The organism is Kitasatospora sp. NPDC023120, from assembly GCF_055560835.1.
On sequence record NZ_JBVHHY010000003.1, the window covers coordinates 130,349 to 155,518 of the forward strand.

Here is a 25,170-nt window from a genome sequence, read left to right on the forward strand (position 1 = left end):
CGTAGTTGTCGAAATGACAACTTTGAATGTCGTATTGACAATGGCGCCAGTGCTGCCTGATGCTCATCTCGGTTGTCCAAACGACAAGCAGAGTTGTCGAAATGACACATGAATGAGATGTGAGTGCTCATGAGTACGGACAGGTTGTGGACCTTGAAGGAACTCGCGGAGTTCCTGGGCGTGCCGACGCAGACGATCTACCAGATGAACTGGAAGGGCACCGGACCGCGGAGCTACAAGGTCGGGCGGTGCAGGCGGTACGACCCGCACGACGTGCGGCAGTGGCTGGAAGGCCGCTCCTCCGACACGGGGAGCAAGCGATGAAGCGACAGCGCTGCACGACTCGCCGGCCGTGGTGGTCCGTGGACGACGCGGCGATCTATCTCGGCATCACGAGCACGGACCTGCGGGACCTGGCTGCTGCCGGCACCGGCCCCAGGTACACCGAGAGCACTGACGGCCTGCGGCGCTACCGGCCATCCGACGTGAGGCTCTGGGCCTCGGCGGGCCTGGTGCGCGACAGCTGCGGATGGAACAGGGACGCCCGATGACGCGACGGCGAGCCAGCGTGCCCGCTCGTCGGCCGACCAGCCCAGCGGGATGCCCGCGCGCGCCCCGCCCCCCGTGACCGGAACTGCTCCTCCCGACAGACCGGCGCCGAAGCTGCCTCCCATCACCGCAGGAGTCACCATGAACAACATCACCTACGACCGCTACGCCGAGCAGCCTCCCGCCGCCTGGATAGGCCGGCACTGGATGGCGACGACCAAGGACGGCTCCGGCCAGTACCTTCGCGGATTGATCATCGACGTGCGCCCCGGAGGCATTCACGTCCAGTGGCCCCCCTCGGGCGGCCGTGATGAACACGCCGAGTGGACCACCACCGATAGGGGGACGCTGGCCAGGGAGTGACGACATGCAGGGGGCCGGGGCCTCACCACGAACGGTGAGGCCCCGGCCCTCTGCCTATGTACGCGAGCCGATCCCGTAGGCCGACACGCCCGCTGGCCGGGTCAGCCGACGCGACCGAGCAGCCCCACCACCGCGGCGCTGTACGCTCTGGACCGCTCCCAAACCGCGGCGCGGTCACGGTTGGCCAGCGAGGTCAACCGGGGCCTACGAGGGAACGATGCGTCGGAAGGCCACCGCTTCCTTGTCCCAGTATCCGCCGGTGAAGTTCGTGATCTGGATGTTCTTGCCCGTCCGTGGAGCATCAAGGACGAGGTTCGACCCGAGGTACATCCCGACATGTCCGGGGGAGGTCGGGGTGCCGTCGGTCCCGGCCAGGAAGATCAGGTCGCCCGGCTTGAGCTGCGATGCGGCGTAGACCGGTGTCCCGTCGAAGACCTGCTCGAACGTGGTTCGGTGGATCGTGATCCCGGCGGCCTCGTAGGCGCGCAGCATGAGGCCGGAGCAGTCGTAGCTCGGATCGCCGGTTCCGCCCCACTGGTAGGGCATGCCCAGTTTCGAGATGCCGAACTTGATCGCGGTGGCGACCTGGACGGGTGTTCCGGCGGGGAGGGAGAAGCCGGCGGGGAGGCTGATGGCGTCGGTCGTCGTCTGGCCGTCGCCGTTGCCCTGAGAGCAGCCCGTGGCGTTCCCGCTGTAGGTAGCCACCAGCTGCCGGGCGGTGCTCTCCCACTTCGCATAGGCGTCGGGAAACGCGCTCGCTTGGACCCGTTGGGCGGCCACGGTGACCGGCAGGGTCTCCCAGCCCGGAACCTTCACCAGCGCGGCGTAGAACTTGGTCGCGGCGTAGACGGGGTCCATGATCTGCGTGGGTGAGCCCCACCCTTGTGATGGGCGTTGCTGGAACAGCCCGATCGAGTCCAGGTCACCCGAGCTGAGGTTCCGCAACGTCGACTCTTGCAGGGCGGTCGCGATTGCGACCACCGCCGCCTGCGGGGGGAGCTGGAGCTGTACCGAGACCTGATAGATGATCTGGCCGTTGTTGATCTGCTCGGTGGTCAGTTGCTGTCCGTCCGCGGTGATCTGCCCGGCTGCCACCGGCTTGAAGCAGCCCAATCCGCCGTTCGCGCCGGGGGCGGCCGGGGTGGCGGCGGCGGTTCCTCCGCCGGAGAGCGCGATGCCAAGGACCACCCCGAAGGGCGCCAGGACACCTGCCAGGGCCAGATGAGCTGCCTTTTTCACGTGCCACCTCTGTGGCCGGCACCGCGTAGCAGCGCACGGCCAATTCACATCAGCTAATCGGATTTGCTCGAACCATAGGCTGATGCGGAGTGCTCAGGTCAACCAGAGTGAGCGTGATCAATGCCACTGGTTAGCCAAAGTAAATTTTCTCGGGCATGCCTCGCTCCGTGAAGGCGGGGAGGGGGCTGGGCCGCCGAGGGGTGGGTGCGTTAGGTGCTGGAAGTGGCTCAGGCGCCGGGGCGGCCGAAGAGGTGCTGGAGGGCGGCGGGCCTCAGGTCCGGGAAGGCCAGGCGAAGGGCTGCTTCGGCGACCCCCTTCGCCTCGGCCGCGTGGGGCCGGATGTCCGCCAGTGCGAGCGGGTGCCGCCTCTGCGGCGCTCCGGTGGGTGTCGGCGGAGCGGCTGCCGCCGGCGACGGCCGGGACGGCCGCGAAGGGGCGCCGTGGTCCAGCTGTCGATTGCCGCAGAGCTGCGACGCGCTCATGAAGATGCCTCCCTGGTCGGGAGGTGGTCCTTGGAGCGGGCGACGATGGTCGGCCGGTCACTCCTCCCGGCTCGCAGAACTGTATGCGAATGGACACCGGGAGTGTGCCCGTCGTGTGAACTTGTGATGATCAGGTGGTTGGGGTCGCGTGTGGGGCTCGTCACTTAGGTGCGGCGCCGGAGTCGGGCAAACCCTCCATCGCCCGGGCCGATTGGATCATGGTGGCGATGGCCGCCATGCTGCGCTCCGAGAGGCCGTCCATGTCGAGCACCATCTGCCTGATCGACGCGCTGCGCAGCGCGCTCGCAAGGCGCAATTGCTCGTCGGTCCGCTTCGCCGTCTCCTCCTCGTAGAAGTAGAGCGGGGAGACGCCGAAGAAGTCGGCAATTGCCGTGAGGCGACTGTGCGTTGGGTCGGTCCGCTTGCCCTTGCGCAGCTGCCACAGGTAGGTGGCTCCGAGGACCTGGTGGCCCGCCTTCTCGTTGATCGCTTGGGCGACTTCGGGGTTGGTGTAGGGGCCTCGGTCCGCGGGGTGAACCGTCGCGAACAAGTGCTCCAAGCGGCTCGCAACCGAGCCGGCCCCGGCGGATTCTTCGACTGGCATAACGCGCGTAGCACTCCTTGCTGCTGACTTGGTCTCATCGTTGCGCACAGTGACGCCGATTAGCCACTGTAAACAGAGAGTGGTCGGGTGAGGCTAGTCACATTCACTTTGGTTGACGCGCTGGGCTTGCGGGCGTTTATCGTTTGCTCACGGCCGAAATTAGCCAGAGTGAATCGCACTGACCTCACGTGCTGAACCCAGGTGAAGGCCATTTCATCTGCCTCCCCATGCCCGACAGCAGGGGCGGCTCCTTCTGACCAGGACAGATCCTGCGGGATCGCTGGCATGTCTGCCTTCCGGGAGCCCGGTATGTCCCTCACCCTGCAAGCCGTTCACCACCTTGCAGACGTCCACTACCTCGCGGATATCCAGAACCCCGCGCCGGCCGACCCGACCAACGGCAGCAAGGGCGCGGAACTGTTGCTCAGCTACGCGAAGTGGGGCGCGCTGATCGCGTGCGCCGTCGCCGCCGTGGTCTCTGGGGGGCTGATGGGCATTGGTCACCTCTCCAACCGGCCCGACAGCGCCGAGAAGGGGAAGCGTTCCCTGGTCTGGTCCTTGGGCGGCGTCATCGTGACCGCGTGCGCCATCCCCCTCGTGAACACCGTGTTCGGCGCGGCGGCCTAAGCGCGCCATGAACCAGTTCCTCGACCACCGCCCCCGCCGCCGGATTCTGCCGCTGCTCCTCTTCGGTGTCGTTGGCCTGCTCGCCTTCGTCGCCATCGGGGTCGCCATCGAGTCCGGCAGCGAGCCCCGCGGGCCCAAGGTGTTCACACCGCCGGCCGCCATCCCGCCACCGGGTTCGGTCACCGGAGTGGACTCCACAGGGTCGCCCACCCCCGGGCTGACCGGCCCGCTCCAGCTCGTGCGCGGAGAGCGCCTCGTCAACGGGGTGCAGTTGGGCTTCCCGCATTCCACGGTAGGCGCTGTCTCGGCGGCGGTCGAGTACTGGCGCCAGCTCGGCTCCACCCTTGAGTCCGACCGCGCGGCGGCCGTCGCCCGGCTCGTCGCCGTCGACTCCTGGTCCGGCGCTGCGGACGCCCTGGCCAAGGGGCCGGCAGCCACCCGCAAGGGACTCGGCCTGCCGCAGAATGGCCAGTTGCAGCCCGGGACCTCCGTCGTCCTGTCGCCCATCGAGTACCAGGTGCGTTCGGTCGGCCCCGACAACGTCCAGGTCCTGCTGCTGGCCACCTACACCACGAGCGTTCCCGGCACCGGGATGCAGACCCGCATGGGCGTCTATCCGCTCGACCTCACCTGGTCCGCCAACGACTGGCGCATCCCTGCCCCCTCGGGCAACTCCACCACCGACTACACCAGCCTCGTCGCCGAGCCGGGCAGCCCCCAAGCTGTGGCCAAGGGCTGGCAGGAATTGAAGCGATAACCATGGTCACCAGTACCACCACCAGGGGGCTCGCATGGCCTGCGGCCTGACCAGTCCCCTCGACTGCGTTCCTGGCATCGGCGACACCGTCCTCGGCGGACTCGCCGGCGACGCCGCCGGCAAGGTGGCGAGCAGCGCGTGGGATTCGATCTGTAAGTCCTTCGCGGACGCCGCGACCGAGCTGCTCAAGACGTTCGCCACGGCCTTCGTCAAGATTCCGGCGCCAGACCTCGCCAGCAACGGAGTCAGGAGCGTCTACGCGATATCCCTCGGTGTTGCCGCCCTCGTCGCCTGCCTGCTGGTCGTCTTCCAGGTCATCCGTACGGTGATCACCCACGACGGCCGCCCGCTGGCCACCGCCGCGGTAGGCGTCGGCAAGGCGGCGCTGGCGTTCCTTCTCACTCTGGTCGTCGCCTCCACCGCGTTGGCGGCGAGTGACGAACTGACGAAGTACATCGTCGACAACTCACTCGGCGGAGAGCAGGCCCTCAGCGACAAGATCGCCAAGCTCGTCTCCTACACGCCGGGGACGGCGGCCTCGCTCCTGCTGATCATCGCCATCATCGGCATCCTGCTGACGCTGGTGCTCTGGTTCGAGATGCTCCTGCGCAATGCGGCGATCGTCGTGCTGGTCGCCACCTCGCCGATCTCGGCGGCAGGCCAGGTGTCCGACTCCACCAAGACCTGGTGGTCCAAGCTCGTCTCCTCCACCGTCCAGCTGATCATCCTCAAGCCGATCATCGCCCTGGTCTTCGCCCTGGGCTTCAACGTCGCGGGCGACTCGAAGGACCTCCAGACGACCCTGTCGGGGATGCTCATCCTGCTGCTCGCTGCCCTGGCGTGGCCGGCGATCGCACGCTTCTTTACGTTTGCATCGGTCCAGGTCGGTGGTGGTGCCGGTCTCGCCGCTCTGCTCGGCTTCGCCGGAGGCCGACTCAGCACCGCGGGCGGTCCGCCGACCGGCGCCTCGCCGGATTCGTTCGGGCAGGAGAGCGCCGGCCGCACGATGAACAGCTTCGCCAGCAAGGGCGGAGGCGCCGCTGCCGGTGGTGCCGGTGGTGGTGCGGCAGGTGGCGCCGGAGGCGCTGCGGCGGGTGGAGCCGGCGCCGCAGCGGGGCCGGTCGGGATGATCGCCGTCGCAGCGGTCAAGGCCGCCCAGCAAGCGGTCAATTCGTTGGCCGGTGGCATGGAGAAGATGGCCGGCCACGCCGGGGTACAGGGTGCGAACCCATACGCGGCGCAGCCCGCCGGGTACGTCAACCGCCATGCCAGCGCACCGTTGCCCACTGCGGGCGGTCTGCTGCCCGACCAGCCGAAGCCGGACTGGTCGGACCAGCAAGAGCCGCAGGCCGACGCGGTGGGGCCGGCCAGCGCGCAACCCGATCACCAGCAGGCGCTCCAGGACAGCACCCCGGACCTGCCAGTCGCCGGTGCCCCGCGCAGCGACCCGCCCACCATCGAGATGCCCCCGGTGTCCGCAGGCCCGAGTGCAGGTTCGTCGGCAGGCGCGGACGCTCCTGCCGGGCCTGAGACGTCCACCCAGGTACCGGCCGCTGCGACCCGCTCCGCCTCCAGCGCCGCGCCGCTCCAGGCCAGCCAACCCGCAGCCGGCCCGAGGCCCGAGTCGGCTCAGGGGCAGACCGCGCCCGCACCGGCCCCGGCAGACCGCTCTGGCACGCCGCGCGCCCAGGCCGCTCCGGTCGAGCGCCCCGCTGCTCCCCCCACCAAGATCACCCGTCCTGACCACTCCGAAGGAGGCGGCAAGTCATGAGCACCGAGACCGCTACCCGTACGTACTTCGGGTGGCAGCAGGAGAAAGTCGCCTTCCTCTTCGGGCTCACGGCCCAGAGGGCCGTGATGGTCGGCACCGGGGTCCTCGGGCTGATCTGGCCGTTCGCAATCTCCTACCTCCGGGCCGGACTTGTGACCTGGCCCGTGTCGTTTGTCCTCTTCCTACTCGCGTTCGTCCGGATCGCCGGCCGTACGGTCGATGAATGGGCGGTCGCCTTCATGTCCTTCGAAATCCTCCGCTTCCGTGGGCAGAATCGTTTCCTCTCCGGCGCCTTCGCACCCCGCGCGTCCGAGACGGACGAGCCCCGGCTGGATCTGCCCGGCATCCTCGCCCCGCTGGCGGTGCTCGAAGCGGACGGGGGCAGCGGAGCCCCGATCGCGGTGATCCACCACCGTCTCGACCGCACCTACACGGCGGTCGCCCGGGTACGCGTCCCCGGCATCGGCCTTGCCGACTCCAGCAGGCGCGACCAGCGGGTGGCCAACTGGGGTTCGCTGCTCCAGTCCCAGTGCACCGAGGGCAACGCGATCATCCGGATTCAGGCGCTCCAGCGGATCGTCCCGGAGTCCGGTGCCGCGCTCCAGCGCTGGCACGCCGATCACGTCGCCGCCGAAGCGCCCGCCGTCGCGGTCGACGTCGCCAAGTCGCTGCTCTCCACCGCCACGCTGGCAACCAGCCAGCGGGAGGCGTACCTCGCGATCACGATGTCCGCCGCCCGTGCCGCCAGCCCCATCAAGGCGGCAGGCGGCGGCGACGCCGGAGCCGCCGCCGTCCTGGTCCGCCATCTCCGGGCCATGACGTCCTCGATCGCCTCCGCAGACCTCCAGGTCGAGAGCTGGCTCAACCCCCGAGAGCTGGCCGAGGTCATGAGGACCGCCTTTGATCCGCATGCCGGCCGGATGCTCGCAGAGCGCCGCGCCGCAGCCACCTCCGCCGCCCTCCGAGGCGACCAAGTCCCCTTCGCGGCGGGAGTCAGCCCGACAGCGGCCGGCCCGTCCGCCGCCCACGCCTGGCGCGGCCGGTACGAGCACGACGGGGCGGTTTCGGTCACCTACGCCGTCCACAGCTGGCCGAAGAACAAGGTGTACGCCACCGCCCTCGCCCCGCTGCTGGGCGAAGGGAAGTACCGCCGGACGCTGAACCTCCACTTCGAGCCCCGCAGCCCGCGTGCCGCCGAGCGCGAGATCATGCAGGAGCGGACCGCCCGCGAGGTCGCCGTCAACATGCGGCACAAGACCGGTCAGATCGTTCCGGAAGCGGAGAAGCAGGCGCTGCGCCGCGCGGAGGCGCAGGACCAGGAGCGCGCGGCCGGTCACGGCATGGTCCGCTACACCGCCTACTGCACCGTCACCGTCACCGACCCCGCGGACCTTGAGGACGCGTGCAGCGAGCTCCTGGCCGACGCCAACAGCGGCAGCATCGAGTTGCAGCGCATGTGGATGGCCCAGGACGTGGGCTTCGCGATCGGCGCGCTGCCGGTCGGCATGGGCCTGCCCAAGAAGAGGGCGGCCTGATGTTCCGTCGTCGAACCGCCACCGCCCTCCCCGTCCTCGACCTCACCGACGTGCTCGGCCGCCCGGTGCCGGTGCAGCCGAAGCCCGCGTCCCGGAAGGCGCCGAAGCCGCGCCGGGAACCGGTCGCGCCCCGGCGCGGCTACGCCCGTCCGTTCGCCGGACGAGCACCGCGGATGCCCGAGATCCCGGTCTTCCGCGGTAGCACCGGGCAGGTCCAGGGGCTGTACCCCTGGCTGTATGGGGCCTCCATGCCTCCGGCCGGCGCCTACATCGGCGTCGACTGCCTCTCCGGTGGCGCCTTCTCCTGCCATCCGATCGAGTGGCTGCATCGTGGGTTGATCACAAATCCTAATTTGCTGATCACCGGAGTCCCCGGCACTGGCAAGAGCGCGACCATCAAGTCCTTGGTGACCCGCCTGGCCGCCTACGGCGTCCGGTCGTTCATCCTCGGAGACATCAAGAACGAATACGCCTCCCTGGCGCGGGCGTTCGGCGTCGAGCCGGTCGAACTCGGCCCCGGGCTGCGTCACCGGCTCAACCCGCTGGACAGCGGACCGCTCGGCACCAACCTGCCGTCCGACCCGGAGGAACTGCGCGAGCGCCTGGACGAAGTCCACCGTCGACGGATCACGCTGCTCTCCTCCCTGCTGGTGATGCGTCTCGGCCGCAACCTCACGCCGACCGAGGAAGCCGCGCTCTCCCTCGCCATCAAGCACGCCTCCGGCCAGGCAACCGGCGCCACCCATCTGACCGACCCGACGATCCCGCAGGTCTGGGCCCTGCTGCGCGACCCGCTGCCCGAAATGGCCCAGGACCTGCGCGTCCGGGACACCGACGTCACCGAGCTGCGGGAGATGATCCGCCCGGCCGCCGACGCCCTCGGCAACATGGTCAGAGGCTCGTTGTCGGGCCTGTTCGACGGACCCACCACCGTACGGCCCGACTTCGGCGCGCCGATCCAGACCGTCGACCTGTCCCGGATCGACGGCCGCGGCGACGAGACCGTGGCCATGACCCTTGCCTGTGTCAGCAGTTGGGGCCAAGCGGCTATCGACGAGCCGGGCGGCCCCGTGCGCCTGATCGTGCGTGACGAGCTCTGGCGCGCGATGCGCGTGCCGGCCATGATCCGCAAGCTCGACTCCGATCTCCGGCTCTCCCGGGCCCAGGGCACCATCCAGGTTCTGAGCACGCACAGGTTGAGTGACTTCGAGGCAGTCGGCGCCCAGGGCAGCGAAGAGGTCAGCATCGCCCGCAACCTCATCTCCAGTTGCGACGTGCGGATTTGCCTGCGCCAGGACACCGCACCGCTGGCGATGACGCGCGACGTGATCGGCTTGACCGACACCGAGTGCGCGCACATCGCCTCCTGGAGCGGTGAACAGATCGGCCGCGCGATCTGGAAGATCGGCAGGAACTCCAGCCACGTCGTGCAGACGATCTTGAGTCCGGCCGAGCGGCAGTTGTACTACACCAACGAGCGGATGGCTGTGTGAGATGGCCTCCGCCTCGAACTCGACCGTCGCGCGGAGGCCGGTGCTGGACGGCCCCGCGGACTACTTGATCGTCCTGCTGATCATCGTTATGGTCACCGTCACCGTGGGGACGTGGGCCACCGGTCAGGTCGCCGGGCTGATCACCCATGCCGTCTGGCCGGCGGTCCCGTTCGGCGACGCGTTCAGCGTCGCCAAGCAACTGCCGCACCACCTGGACGACCCGAGAGCAGCCTGGCCCGGGAACGTCCGCCGTGACCTGCCCGGCCCGGTCGGCTTCGCCGTCGCCGCCGCGATCGTCGCCAGCGCGATGGTCGCCGCGGGCGCCTTCGCCCTGCGCCGTCTTCGGCGGAGCCGTTCTGTGCGCGGCTTCGCCTCCGTCTCCCAGCTGTCGAAGACCCTGTCCGCCGCCGCAGTGGTCAAGCGCGGGCCCATCGTCCGGCCCTCGCTCAAGGGTCACCGGATCACCGCGGACGACGTCGCGGTGCAACTCGGCCGCACCGTGGCCGGCATGCTGCTCTGGGTATGCATCGAGAACTCCGTGCTGATGCTGGCCGCCCCGCGCCAGGGCAAGACCAGCCAGGTGATCATCCCCTGGATTCGTGCATGGCGCGGCCCGATGCTCATCACCAGCGTCCGAGCTGACGTCCTCGACGCGACCGCGCTGATCCGACGCGGGCTCGGCCCGACCTTGGCGATGCTGCCGACCGGCATGGTCGACTGGCCCGACCAGGTGCAGTGGTCGCCCACCAGCGGCTGCGAGGACTTCGGCAAGGCCATGCAGAGAGCCGACCTCATGGTCAAGATCGGCAAGAGCGAGACCACCGACTCCAGCGGAGCGGGCTTCTTCGGCGCCACCGCAACCTCCCTGCTTGCCGGTTGGCTGCACGCCGCAGCTATCACCGGCCGTAGCATGGAGCACGTCCTGCGCTGGGGCTTCAACGCCCATCTCGAAGAACCGATCAAGCTGCTCGCCGAGTCCCGCCGCGCGGAACCGGGTGTCGCCGAGATGCTCGACGGCCTCTACCGCAACCCCGGTGACACCCGGGCGAACCTCTTCGCCACCGTGCAGACCGCGCTGACGCCCCTCTTCTCGCCGCTGGCCCGCGCCACCTTCGTCCCCAAGGCCGGCCAGGGCATCGACATCGAGGACTGGCTGCGCAGCAACGGCACCATCTACCTGCTGGTCGACAAGGAAGACGCCACCGCGCTCGCCCCCCTGATCTCGGCCTTCGTCTCCGAGGTTTTCGGCACCGCCAAGCGCCTCGCCGACCGCTCGCCCGGCGGCAGACTCGACCCGCCGATGGGCGCGCTCCTGGACGAGGTTGCCAACGTCACGCCGCTGCCGAACCTGCCCGACCTGATGTCCTTCGCCGGCGGCTCAGGCATCTACGTTGTCGCCGTCCTCCAGAACATGGCCCAGGCCCGCAAGGTCTGGGGCCGCGAAGGGGCCGAGATGCTCTGGGGAAGCTCCACCGTCAAAATCGCCCTCGGCGGCCTCGGCGGCGACGAACTCGAAGAGTTCTCGAAGCTGGCCGGGATCTTCCGCGAGTCCCTGACGACCTACCAGAGCGGCGCGCAGGGCGCCACGATGCAGACCACCCTCCAGGACCGCAAGACCGTCACCCCGGACGAGATCCGCACCCTCGACGAGGAGAAGCGCGAAGCCCTGGTCATCCACGCCACCACCCCCATCACCAAGGTCCGCATGCAGCGCCACTACGAAGGCCCCGACCGCAAGCTGTACGAGGAAAGCAACGACTGGTCGAAGCGGTACCGGGCGGGCGACCTCGATTTCATCAAGGACGCCGCATGACCGTCCGACCCGCGTGGAGCGGGCACCAGGGCGACGCGCGGACCGATGCCGACCGGCGATGGGAGTCCCGGTTCGACCAGCGGCACCGCCGCGGCCTGCACCGCCGTCCAGAGACCCAGACCGACTACATCCTGCGGTGGAGCGGGCCGGTGCGCGGAATCGACGGCGCCCTCTACCACGCCGGCGAGGACCACACGGGTGCTCCGGTGATCTCCGTGTTCAGCCCCGGTTATCAGGAGGTCGTCCCCGTCTCGTGGGCGACGGACGACTGGGCCGAGCACCGGGCGCTCACTGATGGGCAGTTCGTGGCCCTCAGCGACTGGCGCCGGGCGCGAGCGGACTACGAGGACCTGGTGCTCGCCTACCTCGTCCAGCGCCCGCGTGAGCTGAACGACCTCGGCAGGTGGGTGCCGGTGGACACCTTCACCACCCACGTGCGCTACGGCATCTTCGAGGCCATGCTGGCGCTGCACACCGACGCGGAACCGGTCACCCCTGCCGCCGTCGAGGAGCGCGTGCGCCGGAGCATCGAGGAACTGTCGCCCCGCCTTGCGCGACTGACCGCGGACACCATGGACACCCCCGCCTACCTTCGGCGGCTCATGCTCACCCCGAGCACGTCGATCGAAGCGCTCGACGCCGCCGTGCACCTCGTGATGGCGGACTGGAAAGCCGCATCGATCGCCAGCCGTCCGGACACGAGGCACCAGTACACCAGGCTCCCGGACGACCCTGCCGAGACCAGCCCGCACCTGCCAACCCAGCTCCAGGAACAGCCATGACCGAGCCCGCGATCACGCCGATCGGAAGGGTCAAGCACCGCCCGCACGCCCGCATCCGCCGCTCGCGCGGGCGCCGTGCCACCCCCGGACCCGTCACCGGCACCAAGCCGGCCGCCACCGAGGCGAGCCCCCGTACCCGGTTGGTCGAGTGGCACACGATGACCGGACCGGAGCGCATTGCGGCTTGGGGCGGCCTCTGCGACTGGGTGACCTGGCTCCACGACCGCTACGAGCTGGCCATCGAATCCAGGCTGCCACGCTGCTGGGCCGAACACCCCGGCCTGATCGAAGAGTTGTGGGCCCTCAAGGTCTGGCGGGAGGAAATCTACGGTGCCGCCCCGGACCAGAAGGTTGGCCAGGCCGCTCGTTACTGGCACGCCGAACTGCGCACCGTGGTGGCCAACGCGACCGCCGTCTACGCCACCGCATGCCGAACAGGCCACCGTGGACAGGAGTTCCCGGCCGCCGAGGACCGGGAGCTCCAGAAGCGCTGGGCCGGCGCGGACCCCTGGGCCGGCATTCCCAGCCGACTGCTGGCCGCCCACGCCGACACCGCCGAGGCCGGTAGCCCGGACCGCCTCACCGCAGCCCAGATGGACGACGCCCGGGCCCGCGGCCTCGCCAAGCCGATCAGCCCCGGAATCCCTGAGTACGTGCAGTTCGCCGAGGCCTGGTGGGCCGTCGACATCGACGGCGACTGGCTGCGCGTCGTCAACCCGGAGCTGATGGAACGGCTCGAAGACGCCGCCGCCCGGATGGCCGCCGCTGACAACGCCGCCCGCCGCTACCGCGAAGCCACCACCGGAACGAAGTCGAGGACAACCCGATGACCCACCCCGACCTCGTGCTGCGTGCCGAACAAGCCGTCATCGGTGCTGCACTTCGCGACCGCCAGCGGCTGGACGACATCGGCTACCTCACCCCCGACCGCATGGCCCACCCCACCCACCGTGCCGTTCTGACCGCGCTGATCGACTCGCGGACCAGCAGTCCGACCACCCCGACCGCCCAGCTGCCGGAGCTGATCGCCCAGCGAACCGCCATCCCCGGGGTCACCGCCGACTATCTGCGCCGTCTCGCCGACGCCGCGCCGCAGCCCCGGGCCATCGCGAGTTACTCCCGCATGGTCCAGGAGGCGGCCGTCCGGCGCGAGCTCGCACAGCACGTCGACCGACTGCGGACAGCCACGCCGGGCTTGCGTGGACCGGACCCAGTGCTCGACCGCCTCGCCCAGGCGATGCGCCACACCGAGCACGCCGCCCCCGTGGCCAAGTACAACGAGCCCGCCCCGGCGCCGTACGAGGTACGGGCGAGGCTGGCAGGGGAGGGGGAGGTCCGAGTCGAGACCCACCTTGAGCGCCAGGACGCCGTACTGGCGGACCTGCTCCAACACCCGGAGCAGGTCCGGGAGGTGAGCACATGGTTGTACCCCGAGGTGTTCGAGGAGGGCCCCCGCCGCGAGGTCTACGAGGCGATCGTGGTCGTGGCGGAGCGGGGCGAACCGGTCGACCAGCTGACCGTCGAGTGGGAGGTGTACCAGCAGGACCCCCAGGCGTACGAGGTGACCGTGGAGGTTCGCGTCGAGCAGCGTGAGGAGCGCCTGGACTACCTCGCCCGTCTCGCCGCCACGGCGGTCGTCGTCGGTGCCGCCATCGAGCTGTCGGGGGAGATGATGGCGGAGGACATCCGGACGAAGCTCGCCACGGACTTCGCCGCCGTCGACGTCACCGCCCGCACTTCCGGGGCGGAGCCCAAGGTGGACCTCGCCGTCAGGGCCGTCACGTCGACCGCCCCGGTGGAGCCGGCGCCGCTTCTGCAACCACCGCCGGTGCAGCAGGCCCCCAGCATCCAGCCGAACATCCGGCCGTGAGGGGGACCAAGATGACCAACTCCGACGCGGGCATGATCGCTGACCTCAGCCACTCCGTCATGGACGCCGCCCTCGCGGACGGCAGCGCCCATCACCTCAGCGAGACGATCACGGACTTCGCCCGCTACCGGGAGTCCTGGTGGATCTTCGACCGGGCAGGCTGGTGGGAGGTCACCAGAGCGGACGTTGCCGCCGGACTGGACCTCATGGAGGCGAACATGCGACTCGCCGACCAAGCAGTTCTCCGTAGCAGGGGGTGAGGGCGTTTGGCCGTAGGCGGGAGCACTCACGCCCCGCGACTGTGGGTCGTGTTCGCGCGGAAAGCTCATCGGCCCTTCCAGACGATAGGGGTGTTGAGGACGCCGGCGGCCCACTGGTAGTGGCCGGTGACGCGGATGTCCTTGTCCTGCTCGGGGTAGAGGTCGCAGCTGAGCAGGGCGATCGTGTGGAGGTAGTCGGCGAGGGCGTCGCGCCGGTCGGTGGGGAGGTCCTGGGCGGCGGCGGCGAGCAGGCGGTTTCGGACCTCATCGCGGTCCGGGTCGTACATCCGGTAGTAGGCGCAGGCCCCTGCAAGGTCGTAGAGCGGGTCTCCGAGCAGCGTGAAGGTGCCGAAGTCGATGACGGCGCTGACCTTGCCCTCTTCGACGAGGATGTTGTCCGGGTAGAGGTCGCCGTGGATGACGCCTTCGGGCCCGGTGTAGGGGTGGGCGAGCCGCGCGCTGAGCCGGTCGGTGATGTGGTCCACGGCCGGGACGTCGAGGCGAAGGTGGGTCAGCACCTTGGGGAGCTTCTGTGCGAGGAGGCGGCGCAGGAACGCGTGCCAGTCGTCGCCCTGGTGGGCCGGGATGGGGGCGAGGAGCATGCGCCGGTCGAGCGGGCTGGTCAGGCGCAGGCCGGTGAAGTCGCGGACGGCGGCCAGGTAGGCGCGTTCGGTGGCCGGGTCGGTGAGGTCGAGGGCGTTGCCCATCGGGGTGCCGGGCAGGCGGGTCTCGGTGACGGCCAGCAGGGGGCCGTGCTGCTCGATGCGCTGGATCTCGGGCAGGGCGAAGGGGACGCTGGTGCGGTCGAAGCGCCGGTAGAGGTCGGCGATGGTCTCCAGCGCACCGAGCTGGTCGGGGTCGGCGTAGACCTTGAGTACCTGGTCCTGGCTGCGGGCGTAGACGCGGGCCTCGGTGCCGGCAGCGATCAGGTCGACGGGGGTGAGTCCGCGGGCTTCGAGGAGCTGGTTCTCGGCGTCGGCGGTGATGCTACTGGCGTCTCGGCGGGTGATCACGCGTTCACGCTCCAAGTGGTGGTGGCGACCACGGTCTCGGCCGGGCCAACCTGCCATTGGAGGAGACCATGACGAGAAGAGTGGTGGCGTGAGAAGGCGGCCCAGAAACCTTGTGTTGGGCCGCCTTCGAGGATGGTTAGCGCCTGCGCAGTTCGCCGCGCATGATGCCGGCGACGAAGACGTCGTACTCGGCGTCGTCGAAGATGTGCGGCGGCCTGTGCTTGTTCTTGGAGTCTCGGATCGCGACGATGGCGTTTTCGAGGAAGGCGACCTCTACGCAGTTGGTCCCGCCGCTGCTGGCGGTCTGCCACTCGGCCCTGGCGAGTTGGTCGTCGAGCCAGGCGGGGTCGAGGTCGTTCTTGTTCATGACGCGAGTTCCTTGGCGATCGTCTTGAGCAGGGACAGCGATGCCTTCTGGCCGAGGGCATCGGATTTCAGGTGGTCGCTGGTGGTGCGATAGACCTCGACCGACTCCGGGTCCGTGAGGTGGAGCCGTGCGCGGGTTGCCTCGATGGTGACCGTGTCGGCGCCGGTGGCGAAGGACATGAGCATGAACGGCCCGTCCATGCCTGCGTGCGCGCCGGCACTCAGCGGCAGGACCTGGATCGTGATGTTCGGGTCGCTCTTTAGCAGGTCAATGAGGTACTCGACCTGGGCCTTGGCGACGGCCCGCCCGCCGACCTCCTGCCGCAGGAGCCCTTCGGGGATGACGGACCATATTTTCAGGGGTGGTTGGCGCTCGGCCATGGCCTGGCGGTGCTCGGTGCGCATGGCGAGGAAGCGCTCGATGTCCTCGGCGGTGGTCCAGGCCCGGCTGCCTTCGACGATCGCTCGCTCGTACGAGGGGATCTGGAGCAGGCCGTGCAAGGCGCCCGAATTCCAGTGGAACAGATCGACGGCTTCCTCGATCTCGGTCAGGTAGTCACTGAGAGGGTCGTCGACGACGCCCTGGTAGCGCTGGTGCCAGTCCGGCTCGCCGGCGCGGCGGACCAGCTCGCGCCACTGGTTGCGCTGAGCCTCGTCGCTGATCTGGAGGACTTCGAAGAAGTGGGCGAGGGCCTGGAGCTTGACGCCCTGGGTACCGTTCTCGATCTTGCTGACGGTCGATAGCGCGCGGTAGCCCAGCTGCCGGGCGGCCTCGTCCTGGCTCCACCCCAGCGCCTCGCGGGCGCGGCGGATCTCGGTCCCGAGGCGCCTTCGGCGCGGGGTCGGCTCGACGGGCATCGCACCTCCTGGTCCTCAACTGTCCCAACGAAAGGGTAGTGCCGGTGCCAGTAGGTGCATATGACAGATCGCCAGAAGGAAAGGTTTTCCTCTCAGGGGGCCTTGCCCTTCAGCAATGGCGGGGCCATCATCGAAACCCGACCAAGCGCAGAGTGCTCCAGTGGACACAGAGCGCAATGGTCAGCCTTGTGTCCGCAGCCATCCGGAGGGCCCATGTCTGTCGAGACCGTCGATCAGCTCGGTGAGTTCCGCCTGGCCATCCCGGTGATCCGCCCCGAGATGATGCGGCACGTGCGCGAGATCGTGCGGGCCCAGCTGCGGATGTGGTGCAAGAGCGAGTTCAGCGATGTGGCGGAGCTGGGGGTGACCGAACTGCTGACCAACGTCTTCCTGCACACCGGAGGCGGGGGCGAACTGCTAGTGCGGGAGACCTCGGGCGGCGTCCGCGTCGGCGTCACCGACTTCGACGACCGGCCGCCGCTGGCCCGGGTGCCGAAGCGGGATGCGACCGGCGGGCGAGGGCTCCTCCTGCTCTCTCGCCTCGTGGGCGAGCTGGAGACCGAGCTCCTTCCGCGGGGCAAGGAGGTTCGGTTCACCATCGGCCCCACCGCCCGCGAGGGCGCGGGTGCCTTTGGGGAGTCGCGGGCGATGGCCGTGGCGCCCGGCTGATCATCCCGTCGCGCAATGGTCCGATTGCCCTGGCGCGAGCTGGGCGAAGGTGAATTGACGGACACTCAGGTGACCTAGACTCGTGGGCTCCCCAGCCCGTCCCGTCGGCCGGGCCGAGGGGCTGGAGCCGCGCTCCCGCAAGCTCCAGACGATCAGTCCCGACCGCGTGGAGGTTGTTCCAATGCCCGAGAAGGTCACCAAGGAAAAGGTGCTCGTCTACGTCGTGCGCGACGGGCGGCTGCTGGTGTTCCGGCACACCGACTACAGCTACGAGGAGGTCGGCATCCAGGTCCCGGCCGGCAGCATCCGCCCGGGGGAGACCCCGGAGGCCGCCGCACTGCGGGAGGCCCGGGAGGAGACCGGCCTGAACGACTTCAAGATCGTGCGCAAGCTCGGCGAGGCCGAGTACGACCTCAGCCCGTACCGGTTCGAGATCCAGCGCCGGCACGTCTTCCACCTGGAGCTCACCGAGCCCACCCCGGAGCGGTGGATGAGCCAGGAGGACCACGACGGTGAGCAGGAGCCCACCCACTTCGAGTGCTTCTGGATTCCGCTGGAGGCCGCGCACATCCTCCAGTCCGGCCAGGGCGCCCTGCTGGGACGCCTGTCCGACTGATCCCGACCGGTCACGGCAGCATGGGAGGCAGCCGATGCACCGCACCACCGAACAGCACCCGATCGACCGGCTCTACCGGAGCCTGGACCCCGAGGACACCAGCACCGCGGTGTCGGTGATCGTCAAGCTGCGCGGGGAGACCTGTGACATCGACTGCCCCCACTGCTACGAGAAGCGCAAGGAGGTGCCCGGCGGAGCGCGGATCAGCGCCGACCAGATCGGACAGCTGGCCCGGCTCTTCCGGCACCGCCCGCTCGCCGTGGAGCTCCACGGCGGGGAGCCGCTGACCGCCGGCCGCGAGGCCATCGCCGAGGTCCTGCGCGAACTCGCCGCCCAGCCGCAGGTGGTGTGCGTGTCGATGCAGACCAACGGCGTCCAGCTCGACGCCGCGTGGCTCGACCTGTTCGACGAGTTGTACCCGGACCTGCAGATCGGTGTCTCCCTGGACGGCGACGCCCAGGGCAACGCCTGGCGCCTCGGCTACGACGGCCAGCCTGTCTACTCGCGCGTCGCGGCGGCCCTGGAGCTGCTGGCCGAGCGGGGCCGCAAGGTCGGCGTCATCACCACCGTGACCCCGGCCGTGCTGGGCCGGGCCGAGCAGGTGCTGGACCACCTCGCCGCCTTCGCGGCGGTCAACGCGGTCAGCTTCGTGCCCGCCTTCGACAGCGCCATCCGCCGCTCGACCGCGGTCCGGGCTCGACGCGTCCCGGCCAGCCGCCTGTTCCAGCAGGCCGCTCTCGCGGGGGAGGGCGGTCCGGCGTGGGCGATCCACCCGGACGAGTACGCCGATTTCGTGCTGGCCGCCACCGCCCACTGGATCAGCGCCGGGCACTTCACCCGCCTCAAGCTGGAGCCGGCCGTCTCCACGATCCGGCGCCTGCGCGGCTTAGGCAGCGGCTTCTGCCACTTCTCCGACCTCAAGTGCGACCACGTCTTCACCCTCTACCCCGACAACCGGTTCGGCAGCTGCGACGAACTGCCCTGGCCCCAGGCCCGCCTGGCCCAGCTCGACGATGTCACCGGCCAGGACGAGCTGGCCCGCCTCCAGCAGGGCAACCTGCTGCTGAGCCAGGGCAAGGCGCTGATGGCCAAGTGCGCGGGCTGCGACTACCGCAGCACCTGCGGCGGCGGCTGCATCGCCACCCGCTGGCGGCAGGACCCCGCCGCGGACGGCGACGCCTACTGCGACTACCGGATGCGCGTGATCGACGGCATCGCCGCGCTCCTCGCCCAGCCCGCCCATCCCGAGGGCGCCTGGTGCCGGACCCTTCGCTGGCACCCCCGCACGCCGAACAGCATGCGTGACGTGAACGCCTTCACCGCCCGCTGGGACGACCCCGCCGCCACCCGCGCCGAGGTAAGACTGCAGGCGAGCGAGCACGGCAACATCAACACCGTCGGCCTGCCCGGTGTCCACGAGGCCGACGACCTCGACCCCGCCCACCCGAAGTGGCGCGAGGCGATCGAGGACGGCGTCTGGCCCCTGGTCGATGCCCTCACCATCGGCTGGGGCCTGATCACCTACGACAGCTGCGAGGGCCACCAGTACGGCGGCCTGGACCTGGACCCGGCCGAACTGCGGGTCGGCCTGCTGCCGCGCGACCGCGCCGAGTACGCCCGCACCGCCGCGGCCCTGTGCCGCGCGGCCACCGCCGCCGCCCCCGCGTTGCCGGGCGGCATTGAGGTCCGGGTCGCCCGCTCCGAGCTGACCTGCGAGACGTCGGGCACCACCGTCCCGGTGCTCGACCTCAGCCTCCACCCGGACCACCGGCACGACTGGGACGCCTACTTCGCCGACCTGGGCGCCGCCGCCCGCGTTCTGGCCGCCGCGCTGACGGCTGAGCACCCGACCGGCACCACGTGCTCCTGCCCGCTCCCGGCCCCGGCCGCCGTGGACCGGGCGGTGGCGGGATGAGGCCCGGCGACGAGGTGACCGTCCACCAACTGCTCGGACGCATCTCCTACTTCCACGCGCTGTTCATCGAACCCGCCCTCGCCCCGGCCCCGGCCGCCGCCGGCGGTGAGCCGTGCTGCAACCACCGCACCCCGTCCGGACCTGCGCGGCCGGACGCGGGCGGGCTGCTGGCCCACAGCGCGTGGGCGGTCCTCGACGAGGCCGCCGCTACCCTCGGCGCGCGGGCCGGACGGTGCCCGTCGCACGGGCCCACCTGCTGTGCGACGTGCAGGGTCGCCGCCTCGGCCACCGCCGTCGTCGAAGCCACCGAGCACCGCGCCTACCAGCGGCCCGAGCCCAACGCTCCGATGCGGCAGGCGTGCCGCGAGGCCGCCGCCGCCCGGCTGACCCGCGTCTTCGTCCACCAGCACCACGCACCCTGCCCCGCGGCCCAGGCCGGCGAGACGGCCCGATCCTGGCTGCTGCCCGGCACCGGCGAGCTGCCGCTGACCGGCGAACTCCTCGCCCTGTGGCGCGACCCCCTGGCCGGAGGCGGCAGCCCGGTCGTGAGCTGGCTCAACCACTGCACCGACCTCGACGACATCCGCCGCGTCCTCGAAACAAGGAGGCCCACCCCGTGATCCACATTGCCGAGACCACCGGCGTCGGCAGCATCGAGAACTTCCTCGACCCGGCCGAGCGGCTCCACCTCGCCACCCTGATGCACGACGTCCTGGCCGCCGACGACGCCACCCGCTTCGGCGACGAGCGCCGCACCTCCATCCACGAGATCCCCGGCCACAGCCACGAGCAGGCGATGGCCGTCTACGAGCCCGCCGGCCGCGTCGAGATCCCCGGCATCCCCGCCGAGGCGGAGAAGATCCTCCAGGACGCCTTCGAGCGCGCCCGCCCGGCCCTGGCCCGGGTCATGCCCTCCATCACCGTGTGCCGCCCGTGGACGTACGTCGAGTACGGCGAAGGCCAGCACATCACCAGCCACCTCGACGGCATCGCCCCCGACCCGCTCGCCTGGCCCCGCCAGATCGCCGGCATCAGCGTCGTCATCACCCAGGCCGACGCCGGAGGCGACTTCTACGTCGAGACCGCCTCCAGCGACCGGCTCTGGTACCGCCAGGCCCCCGACGCCACGGCGAACGGCTACGCGGAGGGCATGTGGCTGGCCCACGACGGCGCGGACAACTCCGCCGCCTGGTTCCAGCAGATGCCCCGCACCCGCTGGTCTGTGGCCCCGGCGCCGGGCACCGCGCTGCTGTATGGCTCCCAGCTCTCCCACGGCACCCTGCCGGTCACCGCCGGGCGGTGCGCGAAGTTCATCAGCTGGCTCGCCGCCGAAGAACCGAGGAGCTGACGCCCGTGCTCGTAGCCCTGGAAGGATTACCCGGCGCCGGAAAGAGCACCCTGCGAGACCGACTCCTCGCCGACGCCCGCACCCGAGGCATACCGCTCGACCACACCGGCCAGTTCTCCTGGCTCTCCCTCGCGGCCACCCGCACACTGGTGCGGCTGCGGGCCGGACACAGCTCCGACGACCCCGAGGAAGCCGTCGAAGCGGCCTGCTGGGACCTCACCCTCCACGCCCGCTTCAACCTCACCCCCGCGCTCGCCCGCGGCCCGGTCCTCGCCGACCGGCTGAGCCTGTCCACGGCCTGCCTGCTCGCCCTGGTCCACCGGCGCTCGGTCGCCGAGTGCGTCGAGCGCCTCGCCGAACAGCACCAGGCCCGCCCGCAGCTGACCGTCCTGCTGACCACCGAGCCCGACCTGTGCCAGGCCCGTCTGGCTGGCCGGGAGACCGCACCGCGCTTCACCGACCGCCCCGAGGCCGCCGAACGGCTCGGCGACCTCTACCCGCAGGCCGCCACCGCCTGGACCCGTTGCACCGGCCTTGAGGTCTGGCAGCGGCCCTGCACCACCAAGGCCGACCTCGACCAGCTGGCCGCCGACTGCCTCGCCCACCTGCATGGCTCCACCCGCCCGTCCGCGACCTGAGGAAGCGAGCTGATGAACCTCCACCCCCTCCACCCCGCCGCCTGGGTCCTCGACCAGCTCCGCGCGGACGGCTGGCACGTGAGCGACCTCCTCGCGTTCACCCGCGCCAGCACCCTGGTCGCCGCCCACCGCACCGGAGGCCAGCCCGTCGTGTTGAAGGCCGGCTTCGGCAGCAACCACGTCCTGGCCGAACTGCCCGCCGACCAGCGGCCCGCCGCCTACGGCTTCTACTGGTACGCGCAGATGAGCGAGGCCGAACGGGCCCTGGCCCGCGAGGACTTCCGCCACGAGAGCGACCTCACCCAGGCCGCCTCCGGCACCGACCACGTCGTCCCCCTGATCGAACACGGCACCGGCGAGCGGTTCGACTGGTACACCATGCCGCTGTGCGACGGAGGGAACTTCCGCACCTTCATGGCCTCCTACAAGGACACCGACGAGGGCCTGAACATCCTCGCCGACGTCGCCGAGGGCCTGGACGCGCTGCACCAGCGCGGCATCGTCCACCGGGACGTCTACCAGGAGAACATCCTCATCCACCAGGGCCGAGGGCTGATCACCGACCTCGGCGCCGCCCGCCGCCTCAGCATCCCGCGCGGCCCCAACCACCGCGCCCCCGAGGTCCACTGGCCGCCCGAGTACATCACCGGCTACCAGCAGGCCACCGCCGCCGCCGACGTGTTCAGCCTCGCCGTCCTCGTCTACCGCTACCTGAGCGCGGACATCCCCCGCCTCGGCGGCCACGCCAACCTCGCCCTCATCCCCGCAGTGCTGCGGACCCTGGTCGTCGCCGCGCTCGCCGACCAGCCCGGCGATCGCCCCGCCATGGCCGACCTGGCCGACGCACTCCGCACCGCCGCTCGCACCGCCTAGCACTGACCGGGGAGGCCCACGTGACCCGGGCGCGATCACCGCCCGCTGCCCGAGCACGCACCACCGCACGGGCACGCAACAGCACCATCCGAATCGCTCAGAAGGAGAAGGACCCCACATGGACAACGACCGCATCTCCGAGTTCCTCGACGCCGTCGAGGACCTGCGCGGCGAGGACGAGACCGTCCGCACCACCGCCCACACCTCCAGCGTCTCCGCCGAGGGCTGGCCGACCGACGCCTCCTGAACATCCGTAGCCGTCCGGCGCGCTGAACGCCGGCGGTGACCAACCCGGGGCCGGACCCGACCGCGGCGGGCCCGGCCCCGGGCCACCCCCTTCCCAGACAGGAGCCCTCGCGTGGACAACCCCGGCGTCTTCGACTTCCCGCCGATCACCCGCCTCCACCACGACCGCACCCGCAAGATCCACACGGTCCTTCGCCCCGGCACCGAACCGGCGCCCTCGGGCCTCGGGCAGGCCGCCGACTACTGCCTGGCCCACCACGTCCTCGAAGGAGCCGAGAGGGCCGCCCGCTCCGGTGAGCGGGCCACCTTCGACTGGTACACCGCCAACCCGCACGTCGACGCCCCGTTCATCTCCGCCTCGGTCGGCCCGCGCATCGTCATCGCCCCCGACCTCACCGACCTGCCCCGCTCCCCGATCTCGGAGACCCCGTACTACGTGCTCGGCCCCGACACCGAACAGGCGCCGATCCCCCTGCGGACCCTGGCGGTCGGCGCGTTCGCCATGGCGGAGCTGACCGGCTTCGGCACGCTGCTGGCCGCCCACGCCGTGGTGGTGGTCCTGCTGCGGACAAGGCAGCTCGGCCAGACCCTCGACAGCTGGACCATCACCCGCTTGCCTGGCACCGTCTTCACCGACCACGTCGGCGAACCGGTCGTCCTGGCCCGCGACCTCATCCACGAGGCCGGTCACAACTGGCTGAACGACGCCCTCGCCGCCACCGGTACCAAGATTGACGACCAGGCCGAGTTCTACTCCCCGTGGAAGCAGAGCATGAGGCCCGCCTTCGGATTCCTCCACGCCTGCTGGGCCTTTCCCCTCACCATGCTCTACACCGCCAAGGTGCTGGAGCACGCCGAAGGCAATGTGCGGAGCTTCCTGGTCGCCTACCTCGACCAGCAGCGCGGCCACCTCGCCGCCACCGCCGCCGACCACCCGCATGCCCTCGAACTCGTCCGCGATGACGGCCTGCGCGAGCGGCTGGCCGCCGTCCACCGCCAGGCGCTCACCCTGTGACCGCCGACCGCCAAGGTGCCCCCGGCCTCACCCTGCTCGTCCGGCGCCCGGGTCAGGAGCCGGCCTGCTGGCATACCGGGCTGGCCAGCATCGAGCACCAGGTCCCGATCGGGCCCGCCACCGTCGTCAACACCGGCTCCGTCGCCAAGCAGATCACCGCCCACCTGGTCCTGCTGGCGGCCCGCGACAGCCTGATCCACCTCCACCAGCCGGCCGCCGACCTGCTGCCGAAGCTCAAGCTCGCCGACGTGACGATCGCCGACCTGATCACCCACACCTCCGGCCTGCGCGACGCCGAATCCCTGCTCTCCCTCGCCGGGATGCGTGACCTCGACCACTACACCACCGCCGACCTACGGACCCTCGCCTACCGGCAGCGCGAACGCGCCACGGCCGAGGGGCAGTTCCTCTACAGCAACACCAACTACCTCCTGCTCGCCGAACTCCTCGAAACCGTCCACCGCACCGATCTGCCCAACCTCGCCCGCCGCCGGATCTTCGACCCGCTCGGCATGCACGCCACCTGGTTCCAGACTGACCCCCGCCAGGTCATCCCCGGCGCCGCAGCCGCCTACCGGCCCACCCGGGACGGCTGGCAGCACACCCAGACCCCCGTCGCCCTGCCCGGCCCCGGCACCCTGTTCACCACCACCGGCGACCTCGACCGCTGGCTCGGCCACCTCCACCAGCTGTGGCAGCACGACACCAACCCGCTGCCCTGGCAGGAGGCCCTCGGCTACCGGACGGCCGACCACCAGCCCTACCTGTACGGGCCCGGCCTGTACGCCGACCCCCGCCCCGGACACACCGCCGTCTTCCACTATGGCCACGAACACGGCTTCTCCGCCGCCACCCACCTCACCCGCGACGGACTGCGGATCATCTGCCTGGCCAATACCACCGACCTGGCCGCCGGCCACGCCGGAGCCGCCGTGCTCCGCTCGCTGGAACAGCACTCCGGCCAGGATCTGGACCAGTTGCTGCCGCTGGCGGCCGGGCGCGCGCGGCACCCGGTCACGACGGCCGCCGCCGACCACCGCGAGGACGACGGCAACCAGCCCCGCCGCGAACTCGGCCGCTTCGCCTGCGACCAGGTCCCGGGCACCCTCCGGCTCACCCGCACCGGCGACACCCTCCACCTGTGGCGCCGCGGCACCCCCGACCGGCTCATTTCCTCCGGGCCTGCCACCTGGGCAGGAACCGGCTACACCCTCACCCTGCCCAGCGACCAGGACGACATCGAAGGCTTCACCCTCGACCTCGACCGTGCGCCCGGCCTGGCCTACGTCCGACTACGCCCATCCTGAGGGCGAGGCCGCGCAGCCGATCGCGCCGGATGTCGCAGCCGGGGGAGTCAGGGTCACGTTTCTGCCGCGAGCCATCACCGCGGTCCCCGCAGAACCCGGAACAGCAACCCCTGATGTTCGCCGAGTCGGAACCGAAGACTTCTTCCACAGGATCAGGAACG

The 25,170-nt window shown here is 70.4% G+C and carries 29 protein-coding genes; 23 read left to right on the forward strand and 6 right to left on the reverse strand.

The window, feature by feature from the left end; genetic code table 11:
- Window positions 1–129 precede the first annotated feature (129 nt).
- From ACZ3TI_RS05440 to ACZ3TI_RS05450, 3 genes are all read left to right on the forward strand, one after another.
- Complete coding sequence (locus ACZ3TI_RS05440) at window positions 130–324, forward strand: helix-turn-helix transcriptional regulator (protein WP_045700776.1); 195 nt, start codon at window positions 130–132, stop codon at window positions 322–324.
- Window positions 321–551 (forward strand): hypothetical protein, encoded by a 231-nt coding sequence (locus tag ACZ3TI_RS05445; RefSeq protein WP_465723632.1) that lies wholly within the window; start codon window positions 321–323, stop codon window positions 549–551. The genes ACZ3TI_RS05440 and ACZ3TI_RS05445 overlap by 4 nt, the downstream gene beginning before the upstream one ends.
- Window positions 552–690: 139 nt before the next feature.
- Window positions 691–912, forward strand: a complete 222-nt coding sequence (locus ACZ3TI_RS05450; RefSeq protein ID WP_465723634.1) for a hypothetical protein — start codon at window positions 691–693, stop codon at window positions 910–912.
- 204 nt (window positions 913–1,116) lie between these two features.
- Here the strand turns inward: ACZ3TI_RS05450 and ACZ3TI_RS05455 are convergent, their stop codons facing one another.
- The 3 genes from ACZ3TI_RS05455 to ACZ3TI_RS05465 all read right to left on the reverse strand — a co-directional run bounded on the left by ACZ3TI_RS05455 (window position 1,117) and on the right by ACZ3TI_RS05465 (window position 3,237).
- Window positions 1,117–2,151, reverse strand: a complete 1,035-nt coding sequence (locus ACZ3TI_RS05455; RefSeq protein ID WP_465723636.1) for a C40 family peptidase — start codon at window positions 2,149–2,151, stop codon at window positions 1,117–1,119.
- Between the two features lie 227 nt (window positions 2,152–2,378).
- Window positions 2,379–2,633, reverse strand: coding sequence for a hypothetical protein (locus tag ACZ3TI_RS05460; RefSeq protein WP_465723638.1), 255 nt, complete (start codon window positions 2,631–2,633; stop codon window positions 2,379–2,381).
- 160 nt (window positions 2,634–2,793) lie between these two features.
- Entirely contained in the window at window positions 2,794–3,237 is a 444-nt protein-coding gene (locus ACZ3TI_RS05465) for a helix-turn-helix domain-containing protein (protein ID WP_465723640.1), read from the reverse strand.
- Window positions 3,238–3,546: 309 nt separating this feature from the next.
- Between ACZ3TI_RS05465 and ACZ3TI_RS05470 the strand changes: the two genes are divergently transcribed.
- The 10 genes from ACZ3TI_RS05470 (at window position 3,547) to ACZ3TI_RS05515 (ending at window position 14,145) form a co-directional block, all read left to right on the forward strand.
- Complete coding sequence (locus ACZ3TI_RS05470; protein ID WP_465723642.1) at window positions 3,547–3,864, forward strand: hypothetical protein; 318 nt, start codon at window positions 3,547–3,549, stop codon at window positions 3,862–3,864.
- Window positions 3,865–3,871: 7 nt separating this feature from the next.
- The gene (locus ACZ3TI_RS05475) at window positions 3,872–4,621 is read left to right on the forward strand and encodes a DUF8175 domain-containg protein (protein WP_465723644.1); all 750 of its coding nucleotides are present in this window, start codon (window positions 3,872–3,874) and stop codon (window positions 4,619–4,621) included.
- A 34-nt stretch (window positions 4,622–4,655) separates the two neighbouring features.
- On the forward strand, window positions 4,656–6,392 hold the full coding sequence (locus ACZ3TI_RS05480) for a hypothetical protein (RefSeq protein WP_465723646.1): 1,737 nt from the start codon (window positions 4,656–4,658) through the stop codon (window positions 6,390–6,392).
- A complete protein-coding gene (locus ACZ3TI_RS05485) occupies window positions 6,389–7,927 on the forward strand; it encodes an SCO6880 family protein (RefSeq protein ID WP_465723648.1) in 1,539 nt (512 codons plus the stop codon). The genes ACZ3TI_RS05480 and ACZ3TI_RS05485 overlap by 4 nt, the downstream gene beginning before the upstream one ends.
- Before the next feature lie 173 nt (window positions 7,928–8,100).
- A complete protein-coding gene (locus tag ACZ3TI_RS05490; protein ID WP_465723650.1) occupies window positions 8,101–9,420 on the forward strand; it encodes a VirB4 family type IV secretion system protein in 1,320 nt (439 codons plus the stop codon).
- Window position 9,421: 1 nt separating this feature from the next.
- Entirely contained in the window at window positions 9,422–11,233 is a 1,812-nt protein-coding gene (locus tag ACZ3TI_RS05495) for a type IV secretory system conjugative DNA transfer family protein (protein WP_465723652.1), read from the forward strand.
- Entirely contained in the window at window positions 11,230–12,015 is a 786-nt protein-coding gene (locus ACZ3TI_RS05500; protein ID WP_465723654.1) for a DnaB-like helicase N-terminal domain-containing protein, read from the forward strand. Before ACZ3TI_RS05495 ends, ACZ3TI_RS05500 begins: the two co-directional genes overlap by 4 nt.
- Complete coding sequence (locus tag ACZ3TI_RS05505) at window positions 12,012–12,845, forward strand: hypothetical protein (RefSeq protein ID WP_465723656.1); 834 nt, start codon at window positions 12,012–12,014, stop codon at window positions 12,843–12,845. Before ACZ3TI_RS05500 ends, ACZ3TI_RS05505 begins: the two co-directional genes overlap by 4 nt.
- Entirely contained in the window at window positions 12,842–13,885 is a 1,044-nt protein-coding gene (locus tag ACZ3TI_RS05510; protein ID WP_465723657.1) for a DnaB-like helicase N-terminal domain-containing protein, read from the forward strand. Before ACZ3TI_RS05505 ends, ACZ3TI_RS05510 begins: the two co-directional genes overlap by 4 nt.
- Window positions 13,886–13,896: 11 nt before the next feature.
- Complete coding sequence (locus ACZ3TI_RS05515) at window positions 13,897–14,145, forward strand: hypothetical protein (RefSeq protein WP_465723658.1); 249 nt, start codon at window positions 13,897–13,899, stop codon at window positions 14,143–14,145.
- 65 nt (window positions 14,146–14,210) lie between these two features.
- Here the strand turns inward: ACZ3TI_RS05515 and ACZ3TI_RS05520 are convergent, their stop codons facing one another.
- The 3 genes from ACZ3TI_RS05520 to ACZ3TI_RS05530 all read right to left on the reverse strand — a co-directional run bounded on the left by ACZ3TI_RS05520 (window position 14,211) and on the right by ACZ3TI_RS05530 (window position 16,382).
- Window positions 14,211–15,158 carry a phosphotransferase family protein gene (locus ACZ3TI_RS05520; RefSeq protein ID WP_465723660.1) on the reverse strand — a complete coding sequence of 316 codons (948 nt, stop codon included), beginning with the start codon at window positions 15,156–15,158 and terminating at the stop codon, window positions 14,211–14,213.
- Window positions 15,159–15,294: 136 nt separating this feature from the next.
- Window positions 15,295–15,525, reverse strand: a complete 231-nt coding sequence (locus ACZ3TI_RS05525) for a DUF397 domain-containing protein (protein ID WP_465723662.1) — start codon at window positions 15,523–15,525, stop codon at window positions 15,295–15,297.
- Window positions 15,522–16,382: a helix-turn-helix domain-containing protein gene (locus tag ACZ3TI_RS05530; protein ID WP_465723663.1), complete on the reverse strand. Its 861-nt coding sequence runs from the start codon at window positions 16,380–16,382 to the stop codon at window positions 15,522–15,524. Before ACZ3TI_RS05530 ends, ACZ3TI_RS05525 begins: the two co-directional genes overlap by 4 nt.
- Before the next feature lie 213 nt (window positions 16,383–16,595).
- Here ACZ3TI_RS05530 and ACZ3TI_RS05535 point away from each other — a divergent pair, with 213 nt between their 5' ends.
- From ACZ3TI_RS05535 to ACZ3TI_RS05580, 10 genes are all read left to right on the forward strand, one after another.
- Complete coding sequence (locus tag ACZ3TI_RS05535; RefSeq protein ID WP_465723665.1) at window positions 16,596–17,051, forward strand: ATP-binding protein; 456 nt, start codon at window positions 16,596–16,598, stop codon at window positions 17,049–17,051.
- A gap of 181 nt (window positions 17,052–17,232) precedes the next feature.
- Complete coding sequence (locus tag ACZ3TI_RS05540; protein WP_465723667.1) at window positions 17,233–17,667, forward strand: NUDIX hydrolase; 435 nt, start codon at window positions 17,233–17,235, stop codon at window positions 17,665–17,667.
- A gap of 34 nt (window positions 17,668–17,701) precedes the next feature.
- The gene (locus tag ACZ3TI_RS05545; protein WP_465723669.1) at window positions 17,702–19,582 is read left to right on the forward strand and encodes a radical SAM protein; all 1,881 of its coding nucleotides are present in this window, start codon (window positions 17,702–17,704) and stop codon (window positions 19,580–19,582) included.
- The gene (locus ACZ3TI_RS05550; protein WP_465723671.1) at window positions 19,579–20,202 is read left to right on the forward strand and encodes a hypothetical protein; all 624 of its coding nucleotides are present in this window, start codon (window positions 19,579–19,581) and stop codon (window positions 20,200–20,202) included. The genes ACZ3TI_RS05545 and ACZ3TI_RS05550 overlap by 4 nt, the downstream gene beginning before the upstream one ends.
- On the forward strand, window positions 20,199–20,930 hold the full coding sequence (locus ACZ3TI_RS05555; RefSeq protein WP_465723673.1) for a hypothetical protein: 732 nt from the start codon (window positions 20,199–20,201) through the stop codon (window positions 20,928–20,930). Before ACZ3TI_RS05550 ends, ACZ3TI_RS05555 begins: the two co-directional genes overlap by 4 nt.
- Before the next feature lie 5 nt (window positions 20,931–20,935).
- A complete protein-coding gene (locus tag ACZ3TI_RS05560; RefSeq protein WP_465723675.1) occupies window positions 20,936–21,568 on the forward strand; it encodes a nucleoside/nucleotide kinase family protein in 633 nt (210 codons plus the stop codon).
- Window positions 21,569–21,580: 12 nt separating this feature from the next.
- Entirely contained in the window at window positions 21,581–22,441 is an 861-nt protein-coding gene (locus ACZ3TI_RS05565; RefSeq protein WP_465723677.1) for a protein kinase domain-containing protein, read from the forward strand.
- Window positions 22,442–22,559: 118 nt separating this feature from the next.
- A complete protein-coding gene (locus tag ACZ3TI_RS05570) occupies window positions 22,560–22,688 on the forward strand; it encodes a hypothetical protein (RefSeq protein WP_360012922.1) in 129 nt (42 codons plus the stop codon).
- A gap of 111 nt (window positions 22,689–22,799) precedes the next feature.
- Window positions 22,800–23,702: an aKG-HExxH-type peptide beta-hydroxylase gene (locus tag ACZ3TI_RS05575; protein ID WP_465723679.1), complete on the forward strand. Its 903-nt coding sequence runs from the start codon at window positions 22,800–22,802 to the stop codon at window positions 23,700–23,702.
- Window positions 23,699–25,009 (forward strand): serine hydrolase domain-containing protein, encoded by a 1,311-nt coding sequence (locus tag ACZ3TI_RS05580; RefSeq protein WP_465723681.1) that lies wholly within the window; start codon window positions 23,699–23,701, stop codon window positions 25,007–25,009. Before ACZ3TI_RS05575 ends, ACZ3TI_RS05580 begins: the two co-directional genes overlap by 4 nt.
- Window positions 25,010–25,170 lie beyond the last annotated feature (161 nt).